Raw genomic sequence first — 25,413 nt, forward strand, 5'->3', positions numbered from 1 at the left:
CTCAATTCTCCCTCGCCCGCTTTGCGCGCTTGCGCTCGTGCGGGCACAGCAGCGCCTTGCGCAGGCGGATCGATTGCGGGGTCACCTCGACCATCTCGTCGTCGTCGATATAGGCGATCGACTGTTCGAGGCTCATGCGGCGCGGCGGGGTGAGGCGGATCGCGTCGTCCTTGCCGGTCGAACGGACGTTGGAGAGCTGCTTCGCCTTCATCGGATTGACTTCGAGGTCTTCGGGCTTGGCGTTCTCGCCGATCACCATGCCTTCATAGACCTTCATCTGCGGAGCGATGAACAGCTCGCCGCGTTCCTCCAGCATGTTGAGCGCATAGGCGACCGCATCGCCATCGCCGTTGGAGATCAGCACGCCGTTGATCCGGCCTTCGATCGCGCCCTTGTAGGGACCGTATTTCTCGAACAGCCGGTTCATGATCCCGGTGCCGCGCGTGTCGGACAGGAATTCGCCGTGATAGCCGATCAGCCCGCGCGAGGGGGCGGAGAAGGTGATGCGGGTCTTGCCCACGCCCGAGGGGCGCATTTCGGTGAGGTCGGCCTTGCGGCGCTGCATCTTCTCGACGACCGTGCCCGAATGTTCGTCGTCGACGTCGATGACGACGGTTTCGTAAGGCTCGAGGCGCTGGCCGTTTTCTTCGCGGAACAGCACCTTGGGGCGGCTGATGCCGAGCTCGAAGCCTTCGCGGCGCATTGTTTCGATCAGCACGCCGAGCTGCAGTTCGCCGCGCCCGGCGACTTCGAAGCTGTCCTTGTCGGCGGCTTCGGTCACGCGGATCGCGACGTTGGTTTCGGCCTCGCGCAGCAGGCGATCGCGGATCATGCGGCTGGTGACCTTGTCGCCTTCGCGGCCCGCGAGCGGGCTGTCGTTGACCGCAAAGCGCATCGCCAGCGTCGGCGGGTCGATCGGCTGCGCTTCGATCGGGGTGGTGACCGCAGGATCGCAGATGGTGTTGGCGACGGTCGCCTTTTCGAGGCCCGCGAGCGCGATGATGTCGCCCGCCTGCGCGCTTTCGACCGGCACGCGTTCGAGCCCGTCGAAACTCATCAGCTTGGTCGCGCGCCCGGTTTCGACGACCTTGCCGTCCATGTCGATCGCGTGGATCGGATCGTTGACCCGGACCGTGCCCGACTGCACCCGGCCGGTGAGCACGCGGCCCATGAAATTGTCGCGATCGAGCAGGGTGGCGAGGAAGCTGAACTTGCCGGTGGTGTCGAGCCCGGGCGGGGGCACGTGGTCGCAGATCAGCTGGAACAGCGGTGCCAGCGTGCCTTCGCGCGCAGTCTCGTCGTCCGAGGCATAGCCGTCGCGTCCCGAAGCCCAGAGCGAGGGGAAATCGAGCTGTTCGTCGTTCGCATCGAGGCTGGCGAACAGGTCGAACACCTCGTCGAGCACTTCCTGCGGGCGGCCATCCGGACGGTCGATCTTGTTCACGACGACGATTGGCCGCAGGCCCAGCGCAAGCGCCTTGCCGGTGACGAACTTGGTCTGCGGCATCGCCCCTTCGGCGCTGTCGACCAGCAGGATGACCCCGTCGACCATCGACAGGATGCGTTCGACTTCGGCGCCGAAATCGGCGTGGCCGGGCGTGTCGACGATGTTGATGCGGGTGACCTCGCCGTCCGGGCCTTCCCATTCGACGCTGGTGCACTTGGCCAGGATGGTGATCCCGCGCTCCTTTTCGAGATCGCCCGAATCCATCGCCCGCTCCTCGATCCGCTGGTTGTCGCGAAACGTGCCCGACTGGCGGAACAACTGGTCGACCAGCGTGGTCTTGCCGTGATCGACGTGAGCGATGATCGCGACATTGCGGAGGGACGAGGGGGAAGACATCGGGCGGGCTTTCATTGGCCGGGCGGTGCGGTGCCCGAAAGGGGAAGTTTCGGCGCCGTGAAGACGCCGCGAAATGGCTCGTGATAGGTGCCGCTAGCCATTTCGGCGCGACACCGGCTCGTGCTGCGATGCAGCATCGGCGCGCGGTTAGCGCAGTGGTGTCGCTACGGCAAGCTAAGTTGCGAATATGCCGCGTTGCAACATTGCAAATTGCAACTGTTACGCCCTTGCAACAATGCCGGATTCGCCAGCGGTTCTGCGGGTTTGCAGCTTGTCGCTTGTGCAACACTCGCCTATCAGAAGTGCCAATCAACCGGGGCTTCGTGCATCTGGGGATGCAGCCTGTTCGGGCGGTTCCGGTTAGAGGGATTTGAGGAGAGGAGCTTCCATGCGTTCGATTTCCACCGGCCCTGCCGGATCGCGCCGATTCACCCTGCTTGCAGGGGCTGCCGCCGTCGCTTTCACGCTGCCCACCGTCGCCTTCGCGCAGGACGAAGAGGAGCTTGAAGCACCCGACGAAGGCAACGTGATCATCGTCACCGCCTCGAAGCGCGAACAGACGCTTCAGGAAACCCCGATCTCGGTTTCGGTCACGAGCGGCGAGACGCTCGAGGATGCGCAGATCCGCGACGTGCTCGATCTGCAGACGGTCACCCCGTCGCTCCGCGTCAGCCAGTTGCAGACCGCTTCGGCATCGACCTTCATCATTCGCGGTTTCGGTAACGGTGACAACAACTTCGGGATCGAGCCTTCGGTCGGCGTCTTCATCGATGGCGTGTTCCGTTCGCGGTCGGCCGGCGCGCTGTCCGACCTTCCGAATGTGCAACGCATCGAAGTGCTGAACGGTCCGCAATCGACGCTGTTCGGCAAGAACGCGTCCGCCGGCGTCATCTCGGTCGTCACGCGTGAACCGCAGTTCGATTTCGGCGGCACGATCGAAGCCAGCTACGGCAATTACAATGCCCTGGTGATCAAGGGCGACGTCACCGGCCCGATTAGCGAGAACATCGCCTTCTCGCTCGACGGCAGCTACAACCGCCGCGACGGCTTTGGCGAAATCGTCAACCTGGGCAAGGACATCAACGATCGCGATCGCTGGTCGGCCCGTGGTCAGCTGCTGATCGAGCCCAGCCCGGACTTCAAGGTCCGTGCTATCGTCGACTATTCGGAAATCGACGAAGTCTGCTGCACCGTCGGCAACGTCGTCGCCGGTCCGACGGCGGCGGGTATCGTCGCCGTGGGCGGCCAGTTGCCTCCGTCGAACGACTTCTTCTCGCGCGACGTGTTCCTGAACTTCGTTCCGCGCAACACCGTCAAGAACTACGGCGGTTCGATCCAGATGGACTGGAACGCGACCGATACGGTGCAGCTCACTTCGATCACTTCGTATCGCGAGCTGGAGAACTTCTTCCTTACCGATATCGACTTCACCAGCGCGGACATCGCGACCGAAACCCGCGCCCAGCAGGTCGAATCCTTCACCCAGGAACTGCGCCTGACCACCGATTTCGATGGCCCGGTCAACTTCCTGCTCGGCGGTTTCTACTTCGACGAGTCGATTGCGCAGCAAAGCGCGATCCAGAACGGCAGCCAGATCCGCAACTTCTTCGAGATCCTGGCAGGCCAGAACCCCGTCGCCGTCCTCACCGGTCAGCCGACGCTGTTCAACCAGCTCGAAGCAAGTTTTGGCTTCCCGCAGGAAAGCATTTTCAACACGCCGCTGTTGACCAACGAGGTCTACGGCATGGACAACACCGCCTGGTCGGTGTTCGGCACGGTCGATTTCGAGCCGGTCGATGGCCTGATCTTCACCGGCGGGTTCAACTACACCGACGACAGCAAGGATTTCGCGCTGTCGCAGCAAAGCTTCGATCCGCTGGCACAGGTCAACTTCGTCGATGCCTTTATCGTGCAGGCGACGGGCGGGACCGTAACCAATCGTGCGGCGTTCCAGGCACTGCCGGCTGCCAATCAGGCGGGTCTGCTGGCTGCGGCAACCAACCCCAACGTGAACCCGCTGCTGGGTCTGCGTGGGTTCCAGTTCCAGCCACCGTTCCTGAACATCCCGAACGCGGTCGAACCGGGTTCGACCAACGACGACAAGTTCACGTACCTGTTCCGGGCCTCTTACGAGATCTCGCCCGAGGTGAACGTCTATGCGAGCTACGCGACCGGCTTCAAGGCAAGCTCGGTCAACCTCTCGCGCGACAGCCGTCCGATCAACACCGATTTCCTCGCCGGTCCGCTGGGTTCGACCTTCGCGGCACCGTCTTCGCCGATCGTCGATGCCGGTCTCGCGCTGCCGAACCTCGCTTCGGGCTCGCGCTTTGCCGGTCCCGAAGAAACCGAAGTCTACGAAGTCGGTATCAAGGCGCAGTTCGACGGTGTGAGCGTCAATATCGCCGCGTTCGACCAGTCGATCGAAGGCTTCCAGAGCTTCGCCTTCACCGGCACCGGTTTCGCCCTGCGCAACGCGGGTAAGCAGTCGGTCAAAGGTTTCGAACTCGACAGCACGATCATCCCGACCGATGGCCTCGTGCTGACCTTCGCGATGACGTATCTCGATCCGCTGTTCGACAGCTTCCCGGGCAGCGTGCTGGGCGACCTTACCGGGGTAACCCCGGCGGGTATCCCCGAGATCGCGATTGCAACATCGGCGACCTACACCCACGAATTCGGTGCATCGGGCAACCGTCTGGTCACCCGCATCGACTACAACCACGAGAGCGACACGCTGATCAACAACGGCCTGCCGACTTTCGGCCCGAACAACTTCACCCGCGAAGTGAACCTGGTGAACGCGTCGTCGACGCTGAAGCTCGACAACGGCCTCGAAGTCGGCATCTGGGCGCGCAACCTGCTCAATGACGAATTCATCACCACCGTGTTCGACGGTGTCGCCCAGGCCGGCACGGTTTCGGGTTACCCGAACGCACCACGCACCTACGGCGGTGTCGTGCGCTTCCGGTTCTGATCCGGGTTCGTCCCGATCCGAAACAAAGAGGCCTCGCCGGAAACGGCGGGGCCTTTTTCATTGTGTCGGCCCGAAAGATATGGTCCTTTGCCCCGACATCAATCGGAGGGGGATACCGACATGCACTGGATGATACTGCCGTTCAAACGCTACGCCGACTTCCAGGGGCGTTCGCGCCGGATGGAATTCTGGATGTTCCAGGTACTCAACCTGATCGTTGCCGCAGTCACGGTCGGGCCGGCGATTGCGCTCGCCCCCGCCACGACCGAATCGGATTATTACGCCGGGGACGGCGGCTTTGCAGCGTCGGGCGGGTTCGAAAGCTCGATCGCGGACAGTCCGTTGTCGATGATCTTCATCGGCCTTTATGGGCTCTATGCGCTCGCCGCGCTGATCCCGTCGATCGCGGTGACGGTGCGCCGGTTCCACGATCGCGACATGTCGGGCTGGTGGTATCTCGGCTTCATTGTCATGAGCCTGATCCCGTTGATCGGCATCATCGCCAGCATCGCGCTGTTGGTGATCATGTTCTTGCCGGGCACCGCCGGACCCAACCGCTTCGGGCCGGATCCCAAGGATCCGTACGACGAAGAGGTGTTCGCCTGATCGCCTCCTAGAGCTCCCTTAACGCCTGGGCGGGTTTCGCACGCAACAGCGGCAGCGACCCGCCCAGCGCGAAGGCGAGCACCATGACGAGGCCGAGGCCGAGCACCGCGAACACTTCGCCCCAGTCGGGCAGCCAGTCGAATTCGAACAGCTGGGTGATGATTACCCAGCCCAGCGCCGATCCAAGCGCGAGCGCAACCAGTGCGAGCGCGAGCGCGATCAGCCCGTATTCTGCCAGCTGCATCGCGAGGATCTGCCGCCGGCTCGCGCCGAGCACGCGCAGCACCACGGTATCATACATCCGCGCCGCACGGGCGGCGGCGATCGCGCCCATCAGCACCGCCAGCCCGGCCAGCACCGCCACGGCGGCGGCGGACAGCGTGGCGAGGCCGACCTGCTCCAGGATCGTGCGTGCCTCGCGCAGCACTTCGCCGACCTCGATCACGGAACTCGACGGGAAGTCGCGCACCAGTGCGCGCAGCAATTCTCCGCGCAAGGCGGAGTCGGCATCATCGGGCAGGTCGACCGTCGCGGCGAGATTGTGCGGTGCGTCCGCAATCGCGGCTTCGGAGAACACCAGCGCGTAATTGAAACCCATGCTTTCCCAGTCGATCGTGCGCAGGTTCGCGACCCGCGCGGTCCGTTCGACCCCGAGGATACCGACCGTCAGCATATTGCCGACCTCGATCCCAGCCGCTTCGGCGAAATCCGCGTCGATCGAAACGAACGCGTCGTCAGTCCCGGAGTCCCACCATTCGCCGTCGGTCAGACTGTTGCCGGGTGGAAGCGTGTCCGAATAGGTCAGCCCGCGCTCGCCGCGCAGCGCCCAGGCTCCGTCGGGGATTTCCTCAAGATCGGCGACGCGGATCATGTCGCCTTGCGGGCCGTAGGCAAGCACCGCGCCGCGCATGGTCGGGACCGCGCGGACCGACGCCTCGGGGAAGCGTTCGGCGATCAGACCGGCAAACCGGTCCTGGCCGTCGCGCGGGATGTCGAGCACGAAATAGTCGGGCGCTTCCTGCGGCACGCGGCTCTGGATATTGCCGTCGATCGCGCTCTGGATCGCGGCCAGCAGAACGAAGGCGGCGAGCCCGAATCCGAGCGCCGTCACCAGCGCCCCGGTCGGCGCTCCGGGCCGGTGGATGTTCGAAAGTGCGCTGCGCAGCAACGGGTTCGACGGGCGCGGGATGCGGCGCGCAATGGTGCGCATCACCAAGCCGAGCCCGGCGAGCACGATCAGTGCGCCGCCTGCCCCGGCGAGGAACCCGGCCGAAAGCTGCGGCTGATCGGTGGTGATCAGAGCCAGCGCGCAGATCGCCGCAATCCCCGCGGCGGTGGCGAGGATCGCGCGCCGGTCGCGCGCCAGCGGCACCACCCGCGATCGCATCAGCGCCATCGCCGGAAAACTGCGCGCGCGCAGCAGGGGAGCGGCGGCAAAGGCGAAAGCGACCAGCAGGCCGTAAGCCCCCGCGAGCAGCAGCGGCGCTGGCTCGATCACAAACCCGCTTTCGACCGGCAGCAACCCTTCGAGCGCGGCCCCAAGCAGCGGGGTGACGAGGATCCCGACCGCAAGCCCGGCAGCACTGCCCACTGCGGCGGCGACCGCGATCTGCAGCGCGTAGATGCGCACGATATCGCGCGAGGACGCACCCAGCACCTTGAGCGTCGCGATCCCGTTGCGTCGCGCGTCGAGATACGAAGACACTCCTCCGGCTATCCCGATCCCGGCGATCACCAGCGCCGCAAGGCCCACCAGCGTCAGGAAATCGCTCATCTGCCGGACGAACCGGTCCGCGCCGGGCGATGCGCGGTCGCGGTTGCGGAAATCGAACCCGGCATTGGGGAACGCCTCGGTCAACGCTTCCTCTATCGCTTCGGGGTCCTGGCCCGGATTCTCGAAGGCGACGCGGTACTTGCTCTGGTAGAGCGATCCGGGCTGGATCAGCCCGGCTTTCATTGGAATATCCTTGGCGACGATCACCGTCGGGCCGAGCTGGAATCCTTCCGACAGGCGATCGGGCTCGTTGGCGATGATCCCGGCCGCCGTGAGCGTGACGGTGCCGACGCTGAATGTGTCGCCAACCGCGATCCCCAGCCGGTCGATCGCACCCTGCGCGAGCCAGGCGTCGGTCCCGTTCGGCGCTCCGGTGGCGCGCCCTTCGCTGAGGTCGAGCGTGCCGTACAGCGGCCATTTGTCGTCGACCGCCTTTAGCTCCACCGGAGCGGCCGCGTCCGTTGCGGAAGCCATGGCCTGCAGGCGATACCCGCCCGAGATCACGCCGTATTCGCCGAGCGCAGCCTGTTCCTCCGCCGAAAGGTCGCGCTGCCACACCTCGATTTCGAGATCGCCACCGAGCAATTCCTGCCCGCTCGCGGCGAGCTCGCGCTCGATCGCGGCGGTCAGCGTGCCGATCGCCGCAAGCGCCGCTGTGCCGAGGAAGATGCACACCAGCAGCAGGCGCAGCCCGCGAAACCGCGCGTTGAGATCGCGCCGCGCGATCTTCCATGCCGCGCCCCAGGACAGGCCGGTTGCGTCGCTCATTCGGCGGCCTGCGCGATCGCCCTCGTATCGGAAACGATCACCCCGTCGGCCATTGTCAGCACCCGCTCGCAGCGTTCGGCGAGGTGGCGGTCATGGGTGATGACCAGCAGCGTCGCCCCGGTCTCGGCTCGGCGCGCAAACAGCAGTTCGATAATTTCCTCTCCGGTCGCGACGTCGAGATTGCCGGTTGGTTCGTCGGCGAAGATCAGCTGCGGGCGCGGGGCCGTGGCGCGGGCGATGGCGACGCGCTGTTGCTCGCCACCCGAAAGCTGGGTCGGGTAATGCCCGGTGCGATGGCCCAGTCCCACCGCCTCGAGTTCGGCGACCGCGCGCGGCGAGGCGTCGTCCGCGCCCGCGAGTTCCATCGGGGTCGCGACATTTTCGGCCGCGGTCATGGTCGGCAGCAGGTGGAAGGCCTGCAGCACGATCCCGATCCGTCCCCGGCGCGCTGCCGCCAGCCCGTCTTCGCTCATCCCGGCGAAATCCTGCCCGGCGACGGTCAGGGTGCCGCCGCTGGCGCGTTCTAGGCCGGACAGCACCGCCATCAGCGAGCTCTTGCCCGAACCCGACGGCCCGAGCAGCGCGACCACTTCGCCCTGTTCGATATCGATATCGATTCCACGCAGGATATCGACCGGCGCGACGGCGCTGCCGAGCGTCAGAGTGAGATTACGGGCGGAAATGGCGGGGAGAGGCTTTGTCACTGGTTCCAGATGGCATAGGGGTGGGCGCTCAACAAGATACCCAACCGGAAGGTCGATAGATGCAGGATCGCGCTTGGTCGAAAACTCTGGGTCTGGCGCTCGGCGCACTCGCGGCAATGGGCTTGGCGGCGTGTAGTGACAATGCGGCGGATGCGCCCGCGGTTCCCGCCGAATCCGCGGCGTCGGCGGACGGCGGGGGCGACCTGCCCGAAATCCCGGTGATGGGGCCGGAACGGCGGATCATCGCCTTCGGAGACAGCCTGTTCGCAGGATACCGCCTTGCCGAGGAGGAAGGATACCCCGAACGGCTCGAAGCGGCGCTGCGGGCGGGCGGCATCAATGCGCGCGTGGTCGACGCCGGCGTGTCGGGCGATACCAGCGCGGCGGGCCGCCAGCGGCTCGCCTTCACGCTCGATGCGCAGGACGTGAAACCCGATCTGTTCATCCTGGAACTTGGCGGCAACGATCTGCTGCGCGGACTTTCTCCGGCGGAAACCCGCGCCAATTTCGAAGCGATGCTCGACGACCTGAAGCGGCGCGAAATCCCGGTGCTGCTGATGGGCATGCGCGCGCCGGCCAACTACGGCGGCGAGTTCCAGGCGCAGTTCGATGCGCTGTATGGCGATCTGGCGCGCGATTACGATGTGGCGCTGATCCCGTTCTGGCTAGAGGACATCTACCGCGACCCGAGCCTGTTCCAGTCCGATCGCATCCACCCGACCGCCGAGGGGATCGAAAAGCTGGTCGCCTCGACGCTGGACGAGGTGAAAAACGCGCTGCCGGAAGACGAAGGATAATCCGCGATTTGCTGCGTTCGCGGGCGCTCACAAACGTTCGAGTTCTCCGTTCGACACCCGCCACACCGCCGCCTCCGCCTCGATCTCGGCGAACGGGGCCAGTTCGGTACCTGTCATCCACACCTGCGCCCTTCCGATGCGCAGGCGGCGAAACAGTTCGGAGCGGCGGCCCGGATCGAGATGCGCGGCGACCTCGTCGAGCAGCAGCACGCTCGGCCGCCCCGAGGCGGCGAGTACGCCATGGGCCAGCGTGATCGCGATCAGCATAGCTTTCTGCTCGCCGGTCGAACACGTGGCGGCGGCATGGCCTGAAACGGCCATAACCACGTCGAGCTCGTCGCGATGAGGTCCGGAAAGCGCGCGCCCCGCTGCGCGGTCGCGCCGGCGCTCCCGCGCGAGGCTGGCGAGCAGCTCGGCGACATCGGTCGGACCGCCGGGGCGATAGCTCAGGATCGGGCGCGCGAAAGGTTCCGGGGGCAGCGCGGAAAGCTCGTCCGCCAGCAAGGCGATCAGCCGCGAACGGTGGGCCGAGACGACGGCGCCGTGCTGCGCGGCCTGTGCCTCGATCGCGTCGAGCCAGCGCGCATCGCCGCCGGTCTCGAGCAGCTTATTGCGTTCGCGCAGCGCGGCCTCGAGGCTGGTCACATGCTTGGCGTGACCCGGTTCGATTGCCAGCGCCATCCGGTCGACGAAGCGCCGCCGCGCGCCTGCGCTGTCGGTGAACAGCCCGTCCATCGAAGGGGTCAGCCACGATATCGCGAGCCATTCGCTGAGCGCCGAGGCGGTTGCCTCCGCCCCGTTGATGCGCACCATTCGGCGGGTGGGGCGCTCGGGCTCGGTGAAGGTGCCGAGCCGGGCGGAGGTCTGCCCCTGTTCGACCAGGCTCGCACCGATCGCGAAGACACCCGGTTCGGCATCAGGGGTCTTGCGCAAGGCGAGATCGGCGAGCTGCGCGCGCCTGAGGCCGCGCCCCGGGCTGAGCAGCGAGATCGCCTCGAGCACATTGGTTTTCCCCGCGCCGTTTTCACCCACCAGCAGGTTGAACTGCGCCGAATCCGACAGCTCGCTCGCGGCGTGGTTGCGAAAATTCTGAAGGGTGATCTTGGTCAGCGCCATGGGAGAGCGCGGGTTAGCATGCGGCTCACGCAAGGCCACCAAAAAGGCCGATCCCAAGACGTGGGGAAATTTCCCAACCTTTCGGATTGATGAACGAGCAGTTCAGCTACCCTGCGAGTCGAAACCGCAGAATTCTGCCGTTTTTTGAGTTTGGCACACCTCCTGCAATGTGTTCAGCATCCAACGGGAACATCCCCAAGGAACCGAAAAACACTCGAAGGAGACCTCAAATGACTGCCACCACCGTTTCGACCCGCCTCGCCGCCGCCGCGTTTTCCGTGATCCTGTCGGCCGCTTTCTTCGCTTACGCGATCGTCCCCGCCACTCCCACGCTCGTTGCCTGATCCGGCACGGCTTCACCCGAAAGGACCCTCACCATGTTCGGTACCAACACTGGAATTCGATTTGCTTCGGCCGCCTTCTCGCTGATCGTTTCGGCAGTCTTCTTTGCCTACGCGATCATCCCGGCCAGCCCCGGCCTGATGGCATAAATCGCCCATCGACCACAATCACGACACACGGAAGGAATAGCACAATGTTCATCTCGTCCGACCTTGCCAATCGCCTGCTAGCCGCGGCATCGGCTCTGGTCGTTACCGCACTGGCCATGGCGACCGCGATCGTCCCGGCCACGCCCAACGCTCCGCTGATGATGGGAGTCCTCGCATGAACAACGTCACTCGCAAATCGGACGGTACCCCCCCGTCGAAGGGCTTCCGGCTCGACAAGACCAACGCCAAGCTTGCCGGTGTGTGCGGCGGGATCGCCAGCTACGCCAATATCGATCCGATGCTGGTTCGCCTCGGCTTCGTGATCGGCGCGCTGGTCAGCTTCGGCACCGTCGCCATCGTCTACCTCGCGATCGCGCTGATCGCCGACTGAGTGCGTAGCTAACGAAAAAGCGGATCCCGGTTTCGGTCTGACAGTTTTTGGCCGCTACGCACCGATCTGAACCAAACCGGGAGGGGCCCACGCGGCCCCTCTCTTGATTCCTACATCGCCGAAATGCCGCCATCGAGCTTGATCTCGGCCCCGGTCATGAAACGACTTTCGTCGCTCGCCAGATAGACCACCGCATTGGCGATATCGTTCGGCTCGCCGACGAACCTGAGCGGGATCTGCCGCGCCAGCTTTTCCAGAAGCACATCCTTGTCGAGCGCATGCGCCTTGGCGGTGCCGTCCAGGATCGGGGTGTCGACGAAGGTCGGGTGGACCGAATTGCAGCGGATCTGCATGTTCTGCTTGGCGCAGTGCAGTGCGATCGATTTCGACAGCATCCACACAGCGGCCTTGGACGAGTTGTAGGCCGGCATCGTGTCGCTCGCGATCAGGCCCGCGATCGAGCTGATGTTGATGATCGAACCCGGCGCATGCTCGCGCATCAGCGGCAGCGCCTTCTGGCAGCCGTGAAAGATCGAATTGACGTTGATGTCGAAACAACGCTGCCAGTCATCGAACGTGCAGGTCTCGATATTGCCCGCGACCCCGATTCCGGCATTGTTGACGAGTACGTTGAGTCCGCCGAGCTTCTCGCGCGCGGCATCGATCGCGGCCTCCCACTGGGCGGGATCGGTCACGTCATGCGCGATCGCATGGGCCGTGCCTTCGCCCATCTCGGCGTTGACGATTGCCGCCGTTTCCGCTGCGCCTTCGCCGTTGATGTCGGTGGCGAGCACCCGCGCGCCTTCCTGCGCCAGCCGGATGCAATGCGCGCGCCCCAATCCCTGCGCGCCGCCGGTGACCAGTGCCAGTTTGCCTTCGCAGCGTTTCGTCATGTCAAACCCTTTCCCAGAAATCCCGGCGTCAACAGCATCGCGATCCGCACGTCGACACCGTGCCCCGCCGCGCGCCAATCGGCAACGAAGCGTTCGAGATCGGCCAGCGCGACGCGGTGCACGGTGATGTTCTCGCCCTCGGTCCCGCCGCCTTCGCCGACCCGCTCGAGCTGTGTCGCGCGCAACAACGTGAAGCATTCGGAAACCATGCCGGGCGAGGAATAGTATTCGCCGAGCATGTCGATCCTGCCCGCGCGGTAGCCGGTTTCTTCCTCGAGCTCGCGCGCGGCGGCCTCGATCGCCGGCTCATCTTCGCTGCCCGCCTGATCCCCGACCAGCCCGGCCGGTATCTCGAGGCAAAAGCAGCCGAGCGGAACCCGATACTGGCCGACCAGCAGAACGTGCCGCGAGCCGTCCGGGTCCTCGTCGATCGCGATGATCGCCGCGGCGCGGATCCCGCGCGAGCGGCCGACATATTCCCACCGCCCGCGCTTCTTCGCGGTGATGAACCTGCCCTGCCACATCAGCTCTTCGGGCTGGTCGGCGTCGGGGTCCTTGACGAATTCCGGGTTGTCGCGATTCATGTCGCGTGCGGCTTAGACCTCGATCAGCCGATCGGGAAGCTCGTTCTGATCCTCGGCGCCGCGTGGGAAATGCTGCGCGAGAACGAAGCCGACGTCGCGTACTCCGGCGGCCATGCCTTCGGCGATCTTGCCGTCCTTGATCTCGACCAGCATGTCCGCCATCGCTTCGCCCCACACCTCGGGATCGACCTTGGCCGCGATCGGCTCGTCGGCGACGATCTCGGCGCGGTGCTCCTTCATCGACAGGTAGATCAGCACGCCGGTGCGGCCGTGGGTGCGGCGTTCCGCGCCAACCTTGAAATGCTTGATCGCCTGATCGTGCACGCGCGCGGTCTTGATCGGGGCGGGGACCACCAAGAACCGGAGTGGATCCCACAGGAATATCAGCGAGGCGAGCGCATAGGTGATGAGACCCAGCGCGATCGTCATGCTCGCCAGCTCGCCGGTGGTCCATTCGTGGCTCCAGCCGCCATAGAATCCATCCCAGACATTCATGAACGGCTGCGGGAACAGCGCAAACGCGCTCATCGCGGTAAAGGCCAGCGCCGCCGCCCACAGCTGCACGATATCGCTGTAGCCGTCCGAACGGTCGGCAAGCACGGTCAGGATTTCGCCCGAGGTTTCGTGCTCGGCCCCGGCGACCGCGTCGGAGACGATCTTGTGTTGGTCTGCTGTCAGATATTTCATGCCGTACCCCGTTTCTACCAGCCGCCCGACGCGCCGCCGCCGCCGAACGATCCGCCGCCGCCCGAGAAGCCGCCGCCAAAGCCGCCGCCGCCCGATCCGCCGCCGGAAAATGCGCCGCGCGCGATCGCGCTGCCGACTTCCCACAGGATGACGTCGCCGGCCGTGCGGCCCCAGCCATCGTGGTCGTCGTCATCATCGTCGTCGCGGCGCTTGCCCCACGGGCCCTTGCCGCGCGCGCGATATCTCCGCCGCCGTCCGCGGGCGCGCAGGATCGGGAGGAGGAAGAAGAAAAAGATGAAGCCGAGCCAGATCAGCCCGCCGACGGGAAGGCCGCCGTCCTCGCTGGCGCTCTGGCGCTGCGCGGCAGCCTGCTGCGCGATCCGCGCGGCCTCGTCGGGCGGCAATTGCAGCTGCGCGATGATCGCATCGGCACCAGCGACGATGCCGCCGGGCATATCCTCGTTGCGGAATCGCGGCAGGATCTGGTTCTGGATGATCAGCGCGGAGAGCGCATCCGTGAGGTAACCTTCGAGACCGTATCCGACCTCAATCCGCACCTTGCGCTCGGTCGGGGCGACCAGCAGCAGGGCGCCATCGTTGCGCTCCGCATCGCCCAGCGCCCATTCGCGCCCGAGCTGGTAGCCGTAATCGGCAATGTCGTAGCCCTGCAGGTCGGGCACGGTGGCGATCACCAGCTGGCGCTGGGTCTGGGTTTCGAGTGCTTCGAGCTTCGCGGTCAGCTGCGCCTCGATTTCGGGGGAGATGATATCGGCATTGTCGACGACACGCCCGGTCAGCTCGGGAAATTCCGGCTGCGCGGCGAGCGGGGCGGCCAGCGCCAGCGCCACCAGCGCCATCAGCCTGAGCACTCTCCGCATCACCAACTCCCACTCGCGCCGCCGCCGCCGAACGATCCGCCGCCGCCCGAAAAGCTGCTGCCGCCGCTCGAAAAGCCGCCATAGGAGCGCGACGAGCCTCCTACGAAGATCGATCCCTTGCCGCCCTCCTTCTTCCATTTCTTGTACCGCCTGGGAAAGAAAACAAGGAAGATGACGAACGGCACGAGGAAGAACAGGATCGGGAACAGCGTGACCAGCACGAACATCACCACGATGAACACGATCTGGGAGGGCTCGAGTTCGCTCTGCTCGCTAGCGGCGCGGGCGCGGGCGAGTGCTTCCTCTTCCGGCAGGCCGAGCTGGATGACGATCGCCTGCGCTCCCGCCTCGATCCCGCTTGCATATTCTCCGCGGCGAAATTCGGGGAGAATGTCGTTTTCGATGATGATCTTGCTCAGCGCGTCGGTGAGCACGCCTTCGAGCCCGTAACCGACCTCGATCCGGACCTCGCGCTCAACCGGAGCGACCAGCAGGATCACACCGTCGTTGCGCTCCGCGTCGCCGATCGCCCATTCGCGGCCCAGCCGGTACCCGTAATCCTCGATCGCGTAGCCTTCGAGGGTCGGCACGGTGGCAATGACGAATTGCGCCTGCGTCTGGGTTTCGAGCGTTTCGAGTTGCGCGGTCAGCCGGTCTTCGGCGTCGGCCGGGAGGATTTCCGCGGCATCGACCACACGGCCGGTGAGCGCAGGGAAATCCTGCGCGGCCGCTGGGGAAGCCATCGCAAACAGCAGCAGGGGGCTGGCGAACAGGATGATCCGCATCACCAGCTTCCGCTCGCACCGCCGCCGCCGAACGATCCGCCGCCACCCGAGAAACTGCTGCTGCTACTGCTACTGCTGCTGCTCGAAAAACCGCTGCTGGACGGGCTCCAGGATGATTCGGAAGAGGAATAGGTCGACACCTTCGATCCGCCCGGACTGATGCCGCTGTAGCGTGTGCGACCGGTCGATCCGGACGTGCCGATAACGACAGGAACCAATATGATAAGCAGCGGGACCACGATCAGCAGCGGCAGAACCCACACCGGCTCGCCGCTGTTGCCGGATGCTTCAGTGGCCTGCCGGGTCATCAGCTGGATCGCCTCTGCTTCGGGCAGCAGCAGGTGATTGGCGATCGCAGTGGTCCCCGCGACGATGCCACCTTCCATATCGCCTTCGCGGAAACGGGGAACGATGTCCTGCTCGATAATGATCTTCGAATAGGCGTCGGTCAGGATCCCTTCGAGCCCGTAGCCGACCTCGATCCGCACCTCGCGTTCGTTCGGCGCCACGATCAACAGCGCGCCATCGTTGCGCTCCGCATCGCCGAGGCCCCATTCGCGCCCCAGCTGGTAGCCATAATCGGCGATATCGGTGCCCTGCAACGTGGGCAGGGTTACGACGACCAACTGCCGCTGAGACTGGGCTTCGAATGCTTCGAGCTGGGTCGTCAGCTGCGCTTCGGTTTCGGGCGAGAGAATATCGGCATTGTCGACCACGCGCCCGGTCAACTCGGGAAACTCGGGCTGCGCGGCAAGGGGGAGCGCCAGCAGCGAAGCGAGCATGGCAACAAGGATGAGCAATCGCCTCATGCCGCTTCTTTCAATTCGTAGGGAGTGACTTCCTTCATGAGTCCGTCAACGCCGGCCCGCAGACCCGCTTCGAAGTCACCTTCGCGGAAGTGGGGAAGAATACCGTCCTGAATAATAGAGGCAGCCTCCTCATCTTTCACCGACGCTTCCAGCCCCCTGCCGACTTCGATCCGAACCTTCCGTTCGTTTGGCGCCACCAAGATCAAGAGGCCGTCATCGCGCTCCTTGCTGCCAAGACCCCAGCTTCTCGCGAGGTTTAGAGAGTAGTCATTGATCTCGTAACCCTGGAGATCGGGTGTCGTGGCGACCACCAACTGCACGCCGGTATCGCTCTCCAGCTGTTCGAGAACGGCAGTGGTCTCGGCTTCGAAAGCGGGCGAGAGAATGCTCGCCGCGTCGACCACGCGCCCCGTCAATTCGAGGGCGGGCGCGATCGCCGAGTCATCGGCTTCCGCCGCGCATCCTGCTGCGAGGAGCGCGGCGCAGCCGATCAGGAAGAGCCGCAGCACCGACCTCAGTTCGAGGTCATGTCGAGCTGCGGAGCAGCCTCGGCACCTTCAGTTGTCGCGGTGTAGGGCACCAGTGGCTCGGCCCCGTGGATAATGTTCGCGCCGATCGTGTCGGGGAAGGTGCGGATCGTGGTGTTATACTTGCGCACCGCCTCGTTGTAATCGCGGATCGCGACCGCGATGCGGTTCTCCGTGCCTTCGAACTGGCTCTGGAACGCGAGATAGTTCTGGTTCGACTGGATGTTCGGATAGGCTTCGAAACTCGCCAGCAGCCGTCCGATTCCGGCGCTCATCTGTGACTGCGCGGCGGCGAATTCGGCCATCTTTTCGGGATTGTCGAGATCGTTCGCGGTGACGTTGACGGCGGTCGCGCGGGCGCGCGCCTCGGTCACTTCGCGCAGGATCGTCTGCTCGTTCTCGGCCGCGCCCTGCACGATTTCGGCGAGGTTGGGGATCAGATTGGCACGGCGCTGAAACTGCGCCTCGACGTCGGCCCACTTGGCCTTGGCCTCTTCCTCGGCGGCGGGAACGCTGTTGATCCCGCAGGCAGCGAGTGTAAGCGCGGCGGCCGCGGCAACGAATCCACGGGCGATCGTCTTAAGGTTCATCGAAATCCCTCCAAAAAACGCGCCCGTCGCGGATCGCGCGGCGCGCACAGTTCCTGTATTGCCGATATAGCACACCGCAGGCCCGTTTCAAGAAGTCCACAGGGTGTGCGCGGACGGTTGGTTTTTTCTCCTAACGCTGCGAGAACAGCGGGAAATCCGGGAGCAGGAGGAATGAGTATGCTGACCGAATTCAAGGAATTCATTGCCAAGGGCAACGTCATGGAACTGGCCGTCGCGGTGATCATCGCGGGCGCATTCGCTACGATCGTCGGATCGATGACCGACGACCTGATCATGCCGATCGTCGGCGCGGTTTTCGGCGAGGTTGATTTCAGCGACAAGTACATCGTGCTCAGCGGCGAAGTGGCCGACGGGATGAGCCTCGAAGCGGCGCGCGCAGCGGGCGCCAACGTCATTGCCTGGGGCGCGTTCATCTCGACCGTGATCAATTTCCTGATCCTGGCTTTCATCATCTTCCTGCTCGTCCGCTATGCCAACAAGGTGCAGGCGCGCTTCGAAGATCCGAAGGAAGACGACGCGCCGGCCGGTCCGACCGAGATCGAACTGCTCACCGAAATCCGCGATTCGCTCAAGAAGTAGGCGCGCAGCGCGCTCCGAATGGGGGGAACCCGGCTTGCCTTGTGTCCGTTGCAGAGCGGATACAGGGCAGAGGAGACCCCCCATGAATTTCGTCGCGGAGTTTCGCAAGTTCATCGCACGCGGCAACGTGCTCGACCTCGCGATCGGGGTCGTCATCGGTGCCGCCTTCGGCAAGATCGTTACCTCGCTTACCGAAAGCGTGATCATGCCCTTCATCGGCTGGCTGTTCGGCGATGTCGACTTCTCGAACTATTTCCTGCGGCTCGGCGCGGTGCCCGAAGGCTATTCGGGCAGCCTCACCAACTATCGCGAGCTCAAGGAAGCGGGCGTGGCGATGATCGGATACGGCGATTTCCTGACCCAGCTGGTCAACTTCCTGATCATCGCGGTCGCGCTGTTCCTGGTGCTGAAGACGGTCAACCGCGTGATCGACGAGATGCAGGAGCGGGCAGGGCAGTCGGAAGACAGCGCCAGGCAGGATGACGTTCCGACCGATCCGCAGCTCGACGTGCTCAAGAAGATCCTGGCTGAAATGCGTCAGACCAACGACAGGCTCGCGCCCAACGGGCCGTAGGACCGCAAGCGCGACCGCGCGTCCACTTCCAATTAAGGTTGGATCGCCTATATAGGGCGCGTCGGGCAACCGACTATGGTGATAAACTGCGGCGTGCAATAGGCGCAACGGACCCGGGGGCAGTACCCGGCGGCTCCACCACAACCCTCTGTTTCGCAGGGGTTTCTGACGGGGCCGAACCAGGATCGACGTGTGTTGAAAGGCGTTGTTTTTACCCGGGCTGAGTAACCCGTTAAAGGCTCAAAACCAATAAGTGCCAACGATAACGAAGCACTTGCTCTCGCAGCGTAATTCTAGGGCCTAACGGCCTGAATTTACAAAGCTAAAGCGCGGTTGGACCCGCCGGTCAACAGAAGTGGATTCCGGGGGCCCGGGGGAGCCTAGCAACAGAATTCCCCCACCTTCATCGACATTCGGCCCGTTTGCGGCAGGTTAGCGAAACTCGGCGATCGCGGCTTCGGTTGCGTCGCGCTCTTTCAGCTCGCGCTCCAGCTTGAGGCAGTCGAGGATCTTCGCGCCCGCCAGGAACACCGCGCCGCTGGTCGCCAGGAACAGCAGCTTGCCGCTCCATCCGGGATATTCCGTCAGGTAGGCGGCACCGCGGGTCATCGCCCCCAGCGCCAGCGCATAGATGATCACGAAGGCTTCAAAGCGGTTCTTGATCACGAACAGCCTTCCGATCTTGCGCAGCATCTAGCCTCCTTTGCGTTAACCTCTTGATCTGCAAAGGCCGTGCCAACAGCGGAATGCTGCGGGTCGGCGTGGTTAACGTAGAAGCGAGTGTAAGCGCGCCCGACGGCGATGCCAAACGCGTTAACTTTGATTAAGCAAGCTCGGGCAGTTCGAGCGCGGCGAGCAGTGCCGCACGTGCGGCAATCACAGATTCCGCAAGGCTGTCCGATCCGAGATCCGCCGGGTCGATCTGCTCGGGCCAGTTGGTTGCGATCACCCGCGCGATCAGGTCTGCCCTGGTCTCGTTCAGCAGGAAACGCGGATCGACCGTCGCCGGATCGCATACCACGCGCAGCCGCAGGCAGGCGGGGCCGCCACCATTCGCCATGCTCTGCCGCACATCGACCGGGATCACCTCGCGGATCGGCCCGTTCGAAGCCATCATCCTTTCGCAATAGCCCCAGACCGATGCGCTCTCGCGGCATTCTTCGGGGACGATCAGCGCCATCGATTCATCGGGCTGCGTCACCAGCTGGGCGTTGAAGAGGTAGGTCTTGATTGCCTCTGCGAGGCTGACTTCGTCCGAGGGCACCTCGACCACTTCGAGCGCGGGGAAAGCGGCGCGGATCGCGTCGTAGGCGCCCTGCTGATCGGCGAAGGCTTCGGCATGGGTGAACAGCACGCGCTCGTTGGCGACCGACACAACATCGTTGTGGAACGCGCCCGCTTCGATCGCTGCCGGATTCTGCTCGATGAAGACCGTGCGTGCGGGATCGAGTCCGTGCGCGCGGGCGACGAGGCGGCTGGCCTGTTCGTGCTGGCGCGCAGGGAAACGTCCGCCCGGCCTGCCGTAGACGAACACCTCGACCCCGGCGCTGCCATGCCCCTCGCAAAAGCGCATGTGGTTGGCCGCGCCTTCATCGCCGAAGGTCATCGGCGCGATCCCGTGGACGGTGAACTGGTCGCGATCGCCGAACGCGACCTCGAGCATGCGCTTCGTGTCGGGCCATTCCTGCGCGCGGTGCAGCATGGTGACGAGGTTGGCGGGGGTCAGGTGGCACTTGCCGTCGGCAGTGTCGGGCGCGGGGCTGACGGTCGCGGCATTGGCGGTCCACATGCTCGATGCCGACCACGGCGCGGCGCGCAGGGCGGGCGCTTCGGTGCCGTCGCAGGCTAGCGCTTCGCCGAGCGCGCGGTTCGGCCGGGGCAGCGGCAGCAGGAAGCCCTGCACACCCAGCCGTGCAAGGTTGCCGCGCATCTTGTCGACCCCCTGCAAGGCCGCAGCGCGCGGATAGGAGGTGTCGCCCGCATGGCTCGCGCTCGCGATGTTGCCGAGGCTCAGCCCGGCATAATTGTGCGAGGGGCCGACGATCCCGTCGAAATTGATTTCGGTTAGGCTCATCGTCCGACGCTCCAGACCGTGTCGCCAACCGTCACGTCGAGCGCATCGGCCGCTGCGGCGTCGATCGCTATCCCGCTGTCCCCATCGAGCGCGCGTGCACCGTAGCACGCGCGAAAATTCTCCAGCCGACCGGTGGCAAGGATGGCGCGCTCGCCTTCCTTCAGGTCGACCTTGCTCACTTTCGCCGAGACGCTGTTCTTGACGCTCGTCACCTCGTCGGTATGCGCCACCATGGTCGGTCCGCCGTCGAAGATGTCGACATAGCCTTCGTAGCGGAAGCCCTCGTTTTCGAGCATCCGCATGGCGGCGCGGCCGGTGGGGTGTGGGACCCCGATGACCTTGCGAGCATCGTCGCCCAGCATCGCGACATAAACCGGATGCTTCGGCATCAGGTCAGCGATGAACTGGTTGCCGTTGATCGCGTTGAAATAGTCCGCTTCCTGGAAGCCCATTCCGAAAAAGCGCCCCGCGACCCCATCCCAGAACGGCGAGTCTCCGCGCTCGTCGATGATCCCGCGGAGCTCGGCGATGGTCTTGTCGGCGAAGCGCTTGCGATGCATCGCAATGAACAGGTAGCGGCTGCGCGCGAGCAGCAGGCCGAGGCCCCCGGCGCGCTCGTTGGGGTGGAGGAACAGCCCGCCGACCTCGCTCGACCCCTCGAGATCGGTGACCAGGCTGAGCAGCTCGGCGCGCACGGTGCGGTCGAGCTCCTGCGAATACTGCGTGAGCGTGTTGAGCCGGTAGGAATAGAACGGCCATTGCTGTCCGACCTTGGTCATCAGCTGGCAGGTGCCGGCGATCTTTCCGGTCTGGAGGTTTTCGAGAACCAGCACGAACTGCTCGTCTACCAGTTCGTCTTCGGTGTTGGCAAAGGCTTCCTCGGCGCGGGTCAGCTTGGCCTTGAGCGCGGTGCGATCGGCCGGAAGGTTGGTGAACCCGCCCCCGGTCAGCTTGGCCATCTCGTAGAGATGTTCGAGATCGGAAAGGCGCGCGGCGCGCAGTCTGAAGGTCAAGTGAGGGCCCCCTGTGCAAGACGTTCGATTACACGCGCGGACAGCGCGGCGCGCTCGGCAAGGCTGGAGACGATCAGGAACTCGTCCGACGAGTGAATCGATCCGCCACGTACGCCCATCGTGTCGACCACCGGCACCCCGCAGGCGGCGATATTGTTGCCGTCGCATACCCCGCCGGTCGATTGCCAGCGAATATCCTGCCCCAGTTCCGCGCCGCATTCCTTAACCAGATCGAACAGGCGCTGCGCCTTCTCGTCGACCGGCTTGGGCGGACGGGTGACGCCGCCATGGCGATGCGCTGCGATCTCGTGATCGGCTTCAATGCTGCGCAGCAAAGCGTTGAGATCACTGTCGAAGCTGTCCATCGCCTCGGTCGATTTTGGGCGGATGTTGAAGCGCAGAACCGCGTGATCCGGCACGACATTGTTCGGTCCACCGCCTTCGAGCTTGGCCGGATTGATAGTGATGTCCTCGCGCTCCATCGCTTTCAGTCGCAGGATCAGGTCGGCGGCGGCAACGATCGCGTTGCGCCCGTCCTTCGGGTTGCGCCCCGCATGGGCCGACTTGCCGGTGAGCGTGATCGAATAATTGCCGGTTCCGCCGCGTTCGTGCGCGAGTGTCCCGTCGGGCAGGGCTGCGGGCTCATAAGTCAGCGCCGCCAGCTTGCCTTGCGCCATGTCGGCGATCAGGTCAGCACTGGCGAGCGAGCCGGTTTCCTCGTCTGAGTTGATCAGGACGTCATAGCCAAGCGAGCCCGCCGACGCGGTTTCCTCGAACGCCATCAGCGAATGCAGGATCACCGCGATCCCGCCTTTCATGTCGGCGACGCCGGGGCCGTTCAGTACGTCGTCTTCGAGCCAGGTCTGCTGTTGGAACGGGTGATCCTTGGGAAACACCGTGTCCATATGCCCGGTCAGCAGGATGCGGCGATTGGCGGTGGGGCGCACCCGCAGGATCAGGTGCTGGCCGTTGGCCTTCTCGAACTCGTTACCGTCAGCCGCAATTCCCGTAACCGGGGCCGGATCGATCAGCTCGACCTCGCCGGGCAGTGCCGCAAACGCATCCGCCAGCGCGCTCGCCTGCTTTTTCAGACCTTCGAGATTCCCCGTCCCGGTGTTGATAGCGCACCACGACTGGACCCGATCCAGCATCGCCGTAGCGTCAATTTTTTGGAGAAGTTGCGATGTCATCGGCGACCACCCCTAGACGCCAAAATCGCTTGTTCCAAGCCGTTGCAACTCACGGCGGTTTCAGTCATATCGCGGCCCGTCCTCCTCCCCGGGACCCATTCCAGATGGCGTCAAGAGGACCATAATGACGATGCAAGTAGAACGCGCCGGACTTTCCGTGGACGAGCGGCTGGCCGGTTTCCTCGAAACGCAGGTGCTGACCCCGCTCGGCCGCGATGCGGGCGATTTCTGGCAGGGCTTTGCCGCGTTGCTGGCGGAGTTCGCGCCCCGGAATGCCGCACTGCTCGCCAAGCGCGAAGACCTGCAGGCGCAGATCGATGCCTGGCATATTGAGCGGCGGGGCAAGCCACACGACGCGGGCGAATATCGCGCGTTTCTCGAAAGCATCGGCTACCTCGTCCCCGAGCCGGGCGAATTCACCATCGGCACACAGAACGTCGATCCCGAGATTGCAACCATGGCCGGGCCTCAGCTGGTTGTGCCGATTCTCAACGCGCGGTTTCTCCTGAATGCCGCCAACGCGCGTTGGGGCAGCCTCTACGACGCTTTCTACGGCACCGATGGGCTCGAAGCGCCGCCGGCCAGGCCGGGAGGCTACGATACGGTCCGCGGCGACGCGGTGATCGCACGCGGCCGCGAATTCCTCGATCAGGCGCTGCCGCTGGTCGATCAGAGCTGGGCCGATCTCAGGGACGAGAACGATGGCAAGCTGCAGGACGAGAGCCAGTGGGTCGGCCACACCGAAAAGGGCCTGCTGTTCCGCAACAACGGGCTGCATATCGAGGTCGTGTTCGATCGTTCGACGCCCGTGGGTGCGGCCGACAAGGCGGGCATTTCCGACATCGTCGTCGAAGCCGCTCTGACCACGATTGCCGATTGCGAGGACTCGGTCGCGGCAGTCGATGCCGAGGACAAGCTGCTCGCCTACACCAACTGGCTCGGTATCATTCGCGGCGATCTGGAGGAAAGCTTCGAGAAGGGCGGCAAGTCGCTTACCCGCAAGCTGGCGGGTGACAAGAACTACAAGGACGGTGACGGAAACGAACACAGCCTGCCCGGTCGCAGCCTGATGTTCGTGCGCAATGTCGGGCACCTGATGACCAATCCGGCGATCCTGCTTCCGGATGGCAGCGAAATTCCCGAAGGCATCATGGACGCGGTCTTCACCAGCGCGATCAGCACCTTCGACGTCGAAGGCCGCGCCAGATACGGCAACTCCAGGCATGGCAGCATCTATATCGTGAAACCCAAGATGCACGGGCCGGAGGAATGCGCCTTCACCAATGATCTGTTCGACGCAGTCGAGGACCTGCTGGGTCTGCCGCGTCACACCATCAAGGTCGGGGTAATGGACGAAGAGCGCCGCACCAGCGCCAACCTCGCCGCCTGCATCCATGCGGTGAAGGATCGGATCGTGTTCATCAACACCGGCTTCCTCGATCGCACCGGCGACGAGATTCACACCTCGATGCAGGCCGGTCCGATGATGCGCAAGGGCGCGATGAAGTCGTCGGCATGGCTCACCGCCTACGAAGCGCGCAACGTCGCGATCGGCCTCAGGCACGGCCTGTCGGGCAAGGCGCAGATCGGCAAGGGCATGTGGGCCGCGCCGGATCTGATGAAGCAGATGATGGTCGAAAAGATCGGCCACCTGCGTGCCGGGGCGAACACCGCATGGGTTCCGTCGCCGACCGCCGCGACGCTCCACGCACTGCACTATCACCGGGAAAACGTGTTCGAGATCCAGAAGTCGCTGCCCGAAGCGCCCGGCCTCGACGCGCTGCTGGCGATCCCGCTCGCTGCCGATACCAACTGGCCCGAGGACGAGCTGCGCGACGAGCTCGACAACAATTGTCAGGGCCTGCTCGGCTATGTGGTGCGCTGGGTCGATGCGGGCGTGGGGTGCTCAAAGGTCCCCGACATCAATGATGTCGGCTTGATGGAAGACCGCGCGACGCTGCGCATCTCCTCGCAGCATATCGCCAACTGGCTGCACCATGGCGTCGTTAGCGAAGCGATGGTGATGGACAGCCTGATGCGGATGGCGGCCAAGGTCGACGCGCAAAACGCGGGCGACCCGTCCTACGTGCCGCTGATCGGCAACGAGGACGGCGCGGCGTTTAGCGCGGCGAAGGATCTGATCTTCAAGGGCGTGGAGCAGCCGAGCGGCTACACCGAACCGCTTCTGCATCGCTGGCGGCAGGTCAAGAAGGCTGGCTAAAGGACCGTATTCTCCTCCAGTGCCTTGGCGACTTCCGGGCCAAGTTCGGCCTGCAACTTGAGCTTTTGCAGGGAGCTCTGCACCGACGCCGCTATAGTCGCGACTTCGCAGGTGAAATCGCGCATCCGCAGCCCCTCGACGAACGTGGTTTTCGTGGTCACCGTGACGCGACACTTGTCCGGGCCGAGCTGCTCGAATTCGTAGCGTTCGTGGTTGTGCTTCATGTTGCCGACCTGCGGCCGGATGACACAGTCGAAGGCATAGACCCTGTGCGGCTCGGCTTCGGTTACCGCGAATTCGAAGGTCAGGTCGTTCATGAACTCCATGACCATTTCGAACCGGTCGGGCGTTGCCGGAATCTGGCGCACCATGTTGCCGGTGGCGCGCTTGGCGTTGCGGTCATCGGCCCAGTCGATCAGCGCGTAGACCTCGCCGGCAGGCTTGCCAATCTCCACATCTGCCGAGAACTCGACCGGCCCTTCCGGTGCAAGCTTCGGTTTGAACAGTCCGAACATTTGCCACTT

The 25,413-nt window shown here is 64.4% G+C and carries 27 protein-coding genes and 1 other RNA gene; 11 read left to right on the forward strand and 17 right to left on the reverse strand.

What is annotated here, in order from left to right; all coding sequences use genetic code 11:
- Position 1: 1 nt before the first annotated feature.
- Positions 2–1,843, reverse strand: coding sequence for a translational GTPase TypA (typA, locus tag KDC96_RS01975; protein WP_212450249.1), 1,842 nt, complete (start codon positions 1,841–1,843; stop codon positions 2–4).
- A 388-nt stretch (positions 1,844–2,231) separates the two neighbouring features.
- Between typA and KDC96_RS01980 the strand changes: the two genes are divergently transcribed.
- Positions 2,232–4,817, forward strand: coding sequence for a TonB-dependent receptor (locus KDC96_RS01980; protein ID WP_212450251.1), 2,586 nt, complete (start codon positions 2,232–2,234; stop codon positions 4,815–4,817).
- Between the two features lie 120 nt (positions 4,818–4,937).
- Positions 4,938–5,423 (forward strand): DUF805 domain-containing protein, encoded by a 486-nt coding sequence (locus KDC96_RS01985; RefSeq protein WP_212450253.1) that lies wholly within the window; start codon positions 4,938–4,940, stop codon positions 5,421–5,423.
- A 7-nt stretch (positions 5,424–5,430) separates the two neighbouring features.
- On the opposite strand, the gene KDC96_RS01990 is transcribed toward KDC96_RS01985, so the two are convergent.
- Entirely contained in the window at positions 5,431–7,965 is a 2,535-nt protein-coding gene (locus tag KDC96_RS01990) for an ABC transporter permease (protein WP_212450255.1), read from the reverse strand.
- Positions 7,962–8,669: an ABC transporter ATP-binding protein gene (locus KDC96_RS01995; RefSeq protein ID WP_212450257.1), complete on the reverse strand. Its 708-nt coding sequence runs from the start codon at positions 8,667–8,669 to the stop codon at positions 7,962–7,964. Before KDC96_RS01995 ends, KDC96_RS01990 begins: the two co-directional genes overlap by 4 nt.
- A 59-nt stretch (positions 8,670–8,728) precedes the next feature.
- On the opposite strand from KDC96_RS01995, the gene KDC96_RS02000 reads away from it, so the two are divergent.
- Complete coding sequence (locus KDC96_RS02000) at positions 8,729–9,466, forward strand: arylesterase (RefSeq protein WP_212450259.1); 738 nt, start codon at positions 8,729–8,731, stop codon at positions 9,464–9,466.
- 27 nt (positions 9,467–9,493) lie between these two features.
- On the opposite strand, the gene recF is transcribed toward KDC96_RS02000, so the two are convergent.
- Positions 9,494–10,582, reverse strand: a complete 1,089-nt coding sequence (gene recF / locus KDC96_RS02005; protein WP_212450261.1) for a DNA replication/repair protein RecF — start codon at positions 10,580–10,582, stop codon at positions 9,494–9,496.
- A gap of 230 nt (positions 10,583–10,812) precedes the next feature.
- Here recF and KDC96_RS02010 point away from each other — a divergent pair, with 230 nt between their 5' ends.
- The 4 genes from KDC96_RS02010 to KDC96_RS02020 are packed head-to-tail and all read left to right on the forward strand — an operon-like array spanning position 10,813 to position 11,464.
- Positions 10,813–10,926 carry an enoyl-CoA hydratase gene (locus tag KDC96_RS02010; RefSeq protein ID WP_212450263.1) on the forward strand — a complete coding sequence of 38 codons (114 nt, stop codon included), beginning with the start codon at positions 10,813–10,815 and terminating at the stop codon, positions 10,924–10,926.
- Positions 10,927–10,959: 33 nt separating this feature from the next.
- Positions 10,960–11,073 (forward strand): enoyl-CoA hydratase, encoded by a 114-nt coding sequence (locus tag KDC96_RS02015; protein WP_212450264.1) that lies wholly within the window; start codon positions 10,960–10,962, stop codon positions 11,071–11,073.
- 44 nt (positions 11,074–11,117) lie between these two features.
- Positions 11,118–11,252 carry a hypothetical protein gene (locus KDC96_RS16535; protein ID WP_256439027.1) on the forward strand — a complete coding sequence of 45 codons (135 nt, stop codon included), beginning with the start codon at positions 11,118–11,120 and terminating at the stop codon, positions 11,250–11,252.
- Positions 11,249–11,464 (forward strand): PspC domain-containing protein, encoded by a 216-nt coding sequence (locus tag KDC96_RS02020; protein ID WP_212450266.1) that lies wholly within the window; start codon positions 11,249–11,251, stop codon positions 11,462–11,464. The genes KDC96_RS16535 and KDC96_RS02020 overlap by 4 nt, the downstream gene beginning before the upstream one ends.
- 110 nt (positions 11,465–11,574) lie before the next feature.
- Here the strand turns inward: KDC96_RS02020 and KDC96_RS02025 are convergent, their stop codons facing one another.
- From KDC96_RS02025 to KDC96_RS02060, 8 genes are read right to left on the reverse strand one after another with little or no spacing between them, the layout of a single operon-like run.
- Positions 11,575–12,357, reverse strand: a complete 783-nt coding sequence (locus tag KDC96_RS02025) for an SDR family oxidoreductase (protein WP_212450268.1) — start codon at positions 12,355–12,357, stop codon at positions 11,575–11,577.
- Positions 12,354–12,941 (reverse strand): NUDIX domain-containing protein, encoded by a 588-nt coding sequence (locus KDC96_RS02030; protein ID WP_212450270.1) that lies wholly within the window; start codon positions 12,939–12,941, stop codon positions 12,354–12,356. The genes KDC96_RS02025 and KDC96_RS02030 overlap by 4 nt, the downstream gene beginning before the upstream one ends.
- 12 nt (positions 12,942–12,953) lie before the next feature.
- Positions 12,954–13,628, reverse strand: coding sequence for a TPM domain-containing protein (locus KDC96_RS02035; protein ID WP_212450272.1), 675 nt, complete (start codon positions 13,626–13,628; stop codon positions 12,954–12,956).
- 14 nt (positions 13,629–13,642) lie between these two features.
- On the reverse strand, positions 13,643–14,506 hold the full coding sequence (locus tag KDC96_RS02040; RefSeq protein WP_212450275.1) for a YgcG family protein: 864 nt from the start codon (positions 14,504–14,506) through the stop codon (positions 13,643–13,645).
- Positions 14,506–15,291: a YgcG family protein gene (locus KDC96_RS02045; protein ID WP_249171986.1), complete on the reverse strand. Its 786-nt coding sequence runs from the start codon at positions 15,289–15,291 to the stop codon at positions 14,506–14,508. Before KDC96_RS02045 ends, KDC96_RS02040 begins: the two co-directional genes overlap by 1 nt.
- Positions 15,291–16,100: a YgcG family protein gene (locus KDC96_RS02050; protein WP_212450277.1), complete on the reverse strand. Its 810-nt coding sequence runs from the start codon at positions 16,098–16,100 to the stop codon at positions 15,291–15,293. The genes KDC96_RS02045 and KDC96_RS02050 overlap by 1 nt, the downstream gene beginning before the upstream one ends.
- Positions 16,097–16,609 carry a YgcG family protein gene (locus tag KDC96_RS02055; protein WP_249171878.1) on the reverse strand — a complete coding sequence of 171 codons (513 nt, stop codon included), beginning with the start codon at positions 16,607–16,609 and terminating at the stop codon, positions 16,097–16,099. Before KDC96_RS02055 ends, KDC96_RS02050 begins: the two co-directional genes overlap by 4 nt.
- Positions 16,610–16,614: 5 nt before the next feature.
- A complete protein-coding gene (locus KDC96_RS02060; RefSeq protein ID WP_212450279.1) occupies positions 16,615–17,217 on the reverse strand; it encodes a LemA family protein in 603 nt (200 codons plus the stop codon).
- 177 nt (positions 17,218–17,394) lie between these two features.
- Here KDC96_RS02060 and mscL (KDC96_RS02065) point away from each other — a divergent pair, with 177 nt between their 5' ends.
- From mscL (KDC96_RS02065) to ssrA, 3 genes are all read left to right on the forward strand, one after another.
- Positions 17,395–17,817: a large conductance mechanosensitive channel protein MscL gene (gene mscL, locus KDC96_RS02065; RefSeq protein ID WP_212452306.1), complete on the forward strand. Its 423-nt coding sequence runs from the start codon at positions 17,395–17,397 to the stop codon at positions 17,815–17,817.
- An 82-nt stretch (positions 17,818–17,899) separates the two neighbouring features.
- Complete coding sequence (mscL, locus tag KDC96_RS02070) at positions 17,900–18,391, forward strand: large conductance mechanosensitive channel protein MscL (protein ID WP_212450281.1); 492 nt, start codon at positions 17,900–17,902, stop codon at positions 18,389–18,391.
- A gap of 21 nt (positions 18,392–18,412) precedes the next feature.
- Positions 18,413–18,793, forward strand: a transfer-messenger RNA (tmRNA) gene (ssrA, locus tag KDC96_RS02075).
- Positions 18,794–18,823: 30 nt separating this feature from the next.
- Here the strand turns inward: ssrA and KDC96_RS02080 are convergent.
- The 4 genes from KDC96_RS02080 to KDC96_RS02095 all read right to left on the reverse strand — a co-directional run bounded on the left by KDC96_RS02080 (position 18,824) and on the right by KDC96_RS02095 (position 22,629).
- A complete protein-coding gene (locus tag KDC96_RS02080) occupies positions 18,824–19,084 on the reverse strand; it encodes a hypothetical protein (protein ID WP_212450283.1) in 261 nt (86 codons plus the stop codon).
- A 130-nt stretch (positions 19,085–19,214) separates the two neighbouring features.
- Positions 19,215–20,465: an N-succinylarginine dihydrolase gene (locus tag KDC96_RS02085; protein WP_212450285.1), complete on the reverse strand. Its 1,251-nt coding sequence runs from the start codon at positions 20,463–20,465 to the stop codon at positions 19,215–19,217.
- Positions 20,462–21,478 (reverse strand): arginine N-succinyltransferase, encoded by a 1,017-nt coding sequence (locus KDC96_RS02090; protein WP_212450287.1) that lies wholly within the window; start codon positions 21,476–21,478, stop codon positions 20,462–20,464. Before KDC96_RS02090 ends, KDC96_RS02085 begins: the two co-directional genes overlap by 4 nt.
- Complete coding sequence (locus KDC96_RS02095) at positions 21,475–22,629, reverse strand: hydrolase (protein ID WP_249171879.1); 1,155 nt, start codon at positions 22,627–22,629, stop codon at positions 21,475–21,477. Before KDC96_RS02095 ends, KDC96_RS02090 begins: the two co-directional genes overlap by 4 nt.
- A 163-nt stretch (positions 22,630–22,792) precedes the next feature.
- Between KDC96_RS02095 and KDC96_RS02100 the strand changes: the two genes are divergently transcribed.
- A complete protein-coding gene (locus tag KDC96_RS02100) occupies positions 22,793–24,889 on the forward strand; it encodes a malate synthase G (RefSeq protein WP_212450291.1) in 2,097 nt (698 codons plus the stop codon).
- Here KDC96_RS02100 and KDC96_RS02105 read toward each other — a convergent pair.
- The gene (locus tag KDC96_RS02105) at positions 24,886–25,404 is read right to left on the reverse strand and encodes a hypothetical protein (protein ID WP_212450292.1); all 519 of its coding nucleotides are present in this window, start codon (positions 25,402–25,404) and stop codon (positions 24,886–24,888) included. The two genes, KDC96_RS02100 and KDC96_RS02105, sit on opposite strands and share 4 nt — an antisense overlap.
- Positions 25,405–25,413 lie beyond the last annotated feature (9 nt).

It is taken from the genome of Erythrobacter sp. JK5, from assembly GCF_018205975.1.
Lineage (GTDB): Bacteria > Pseudomonadota > Alphaproteobacteria > Sphingomonadales > Sphingomonadaceae > Erythrobacter.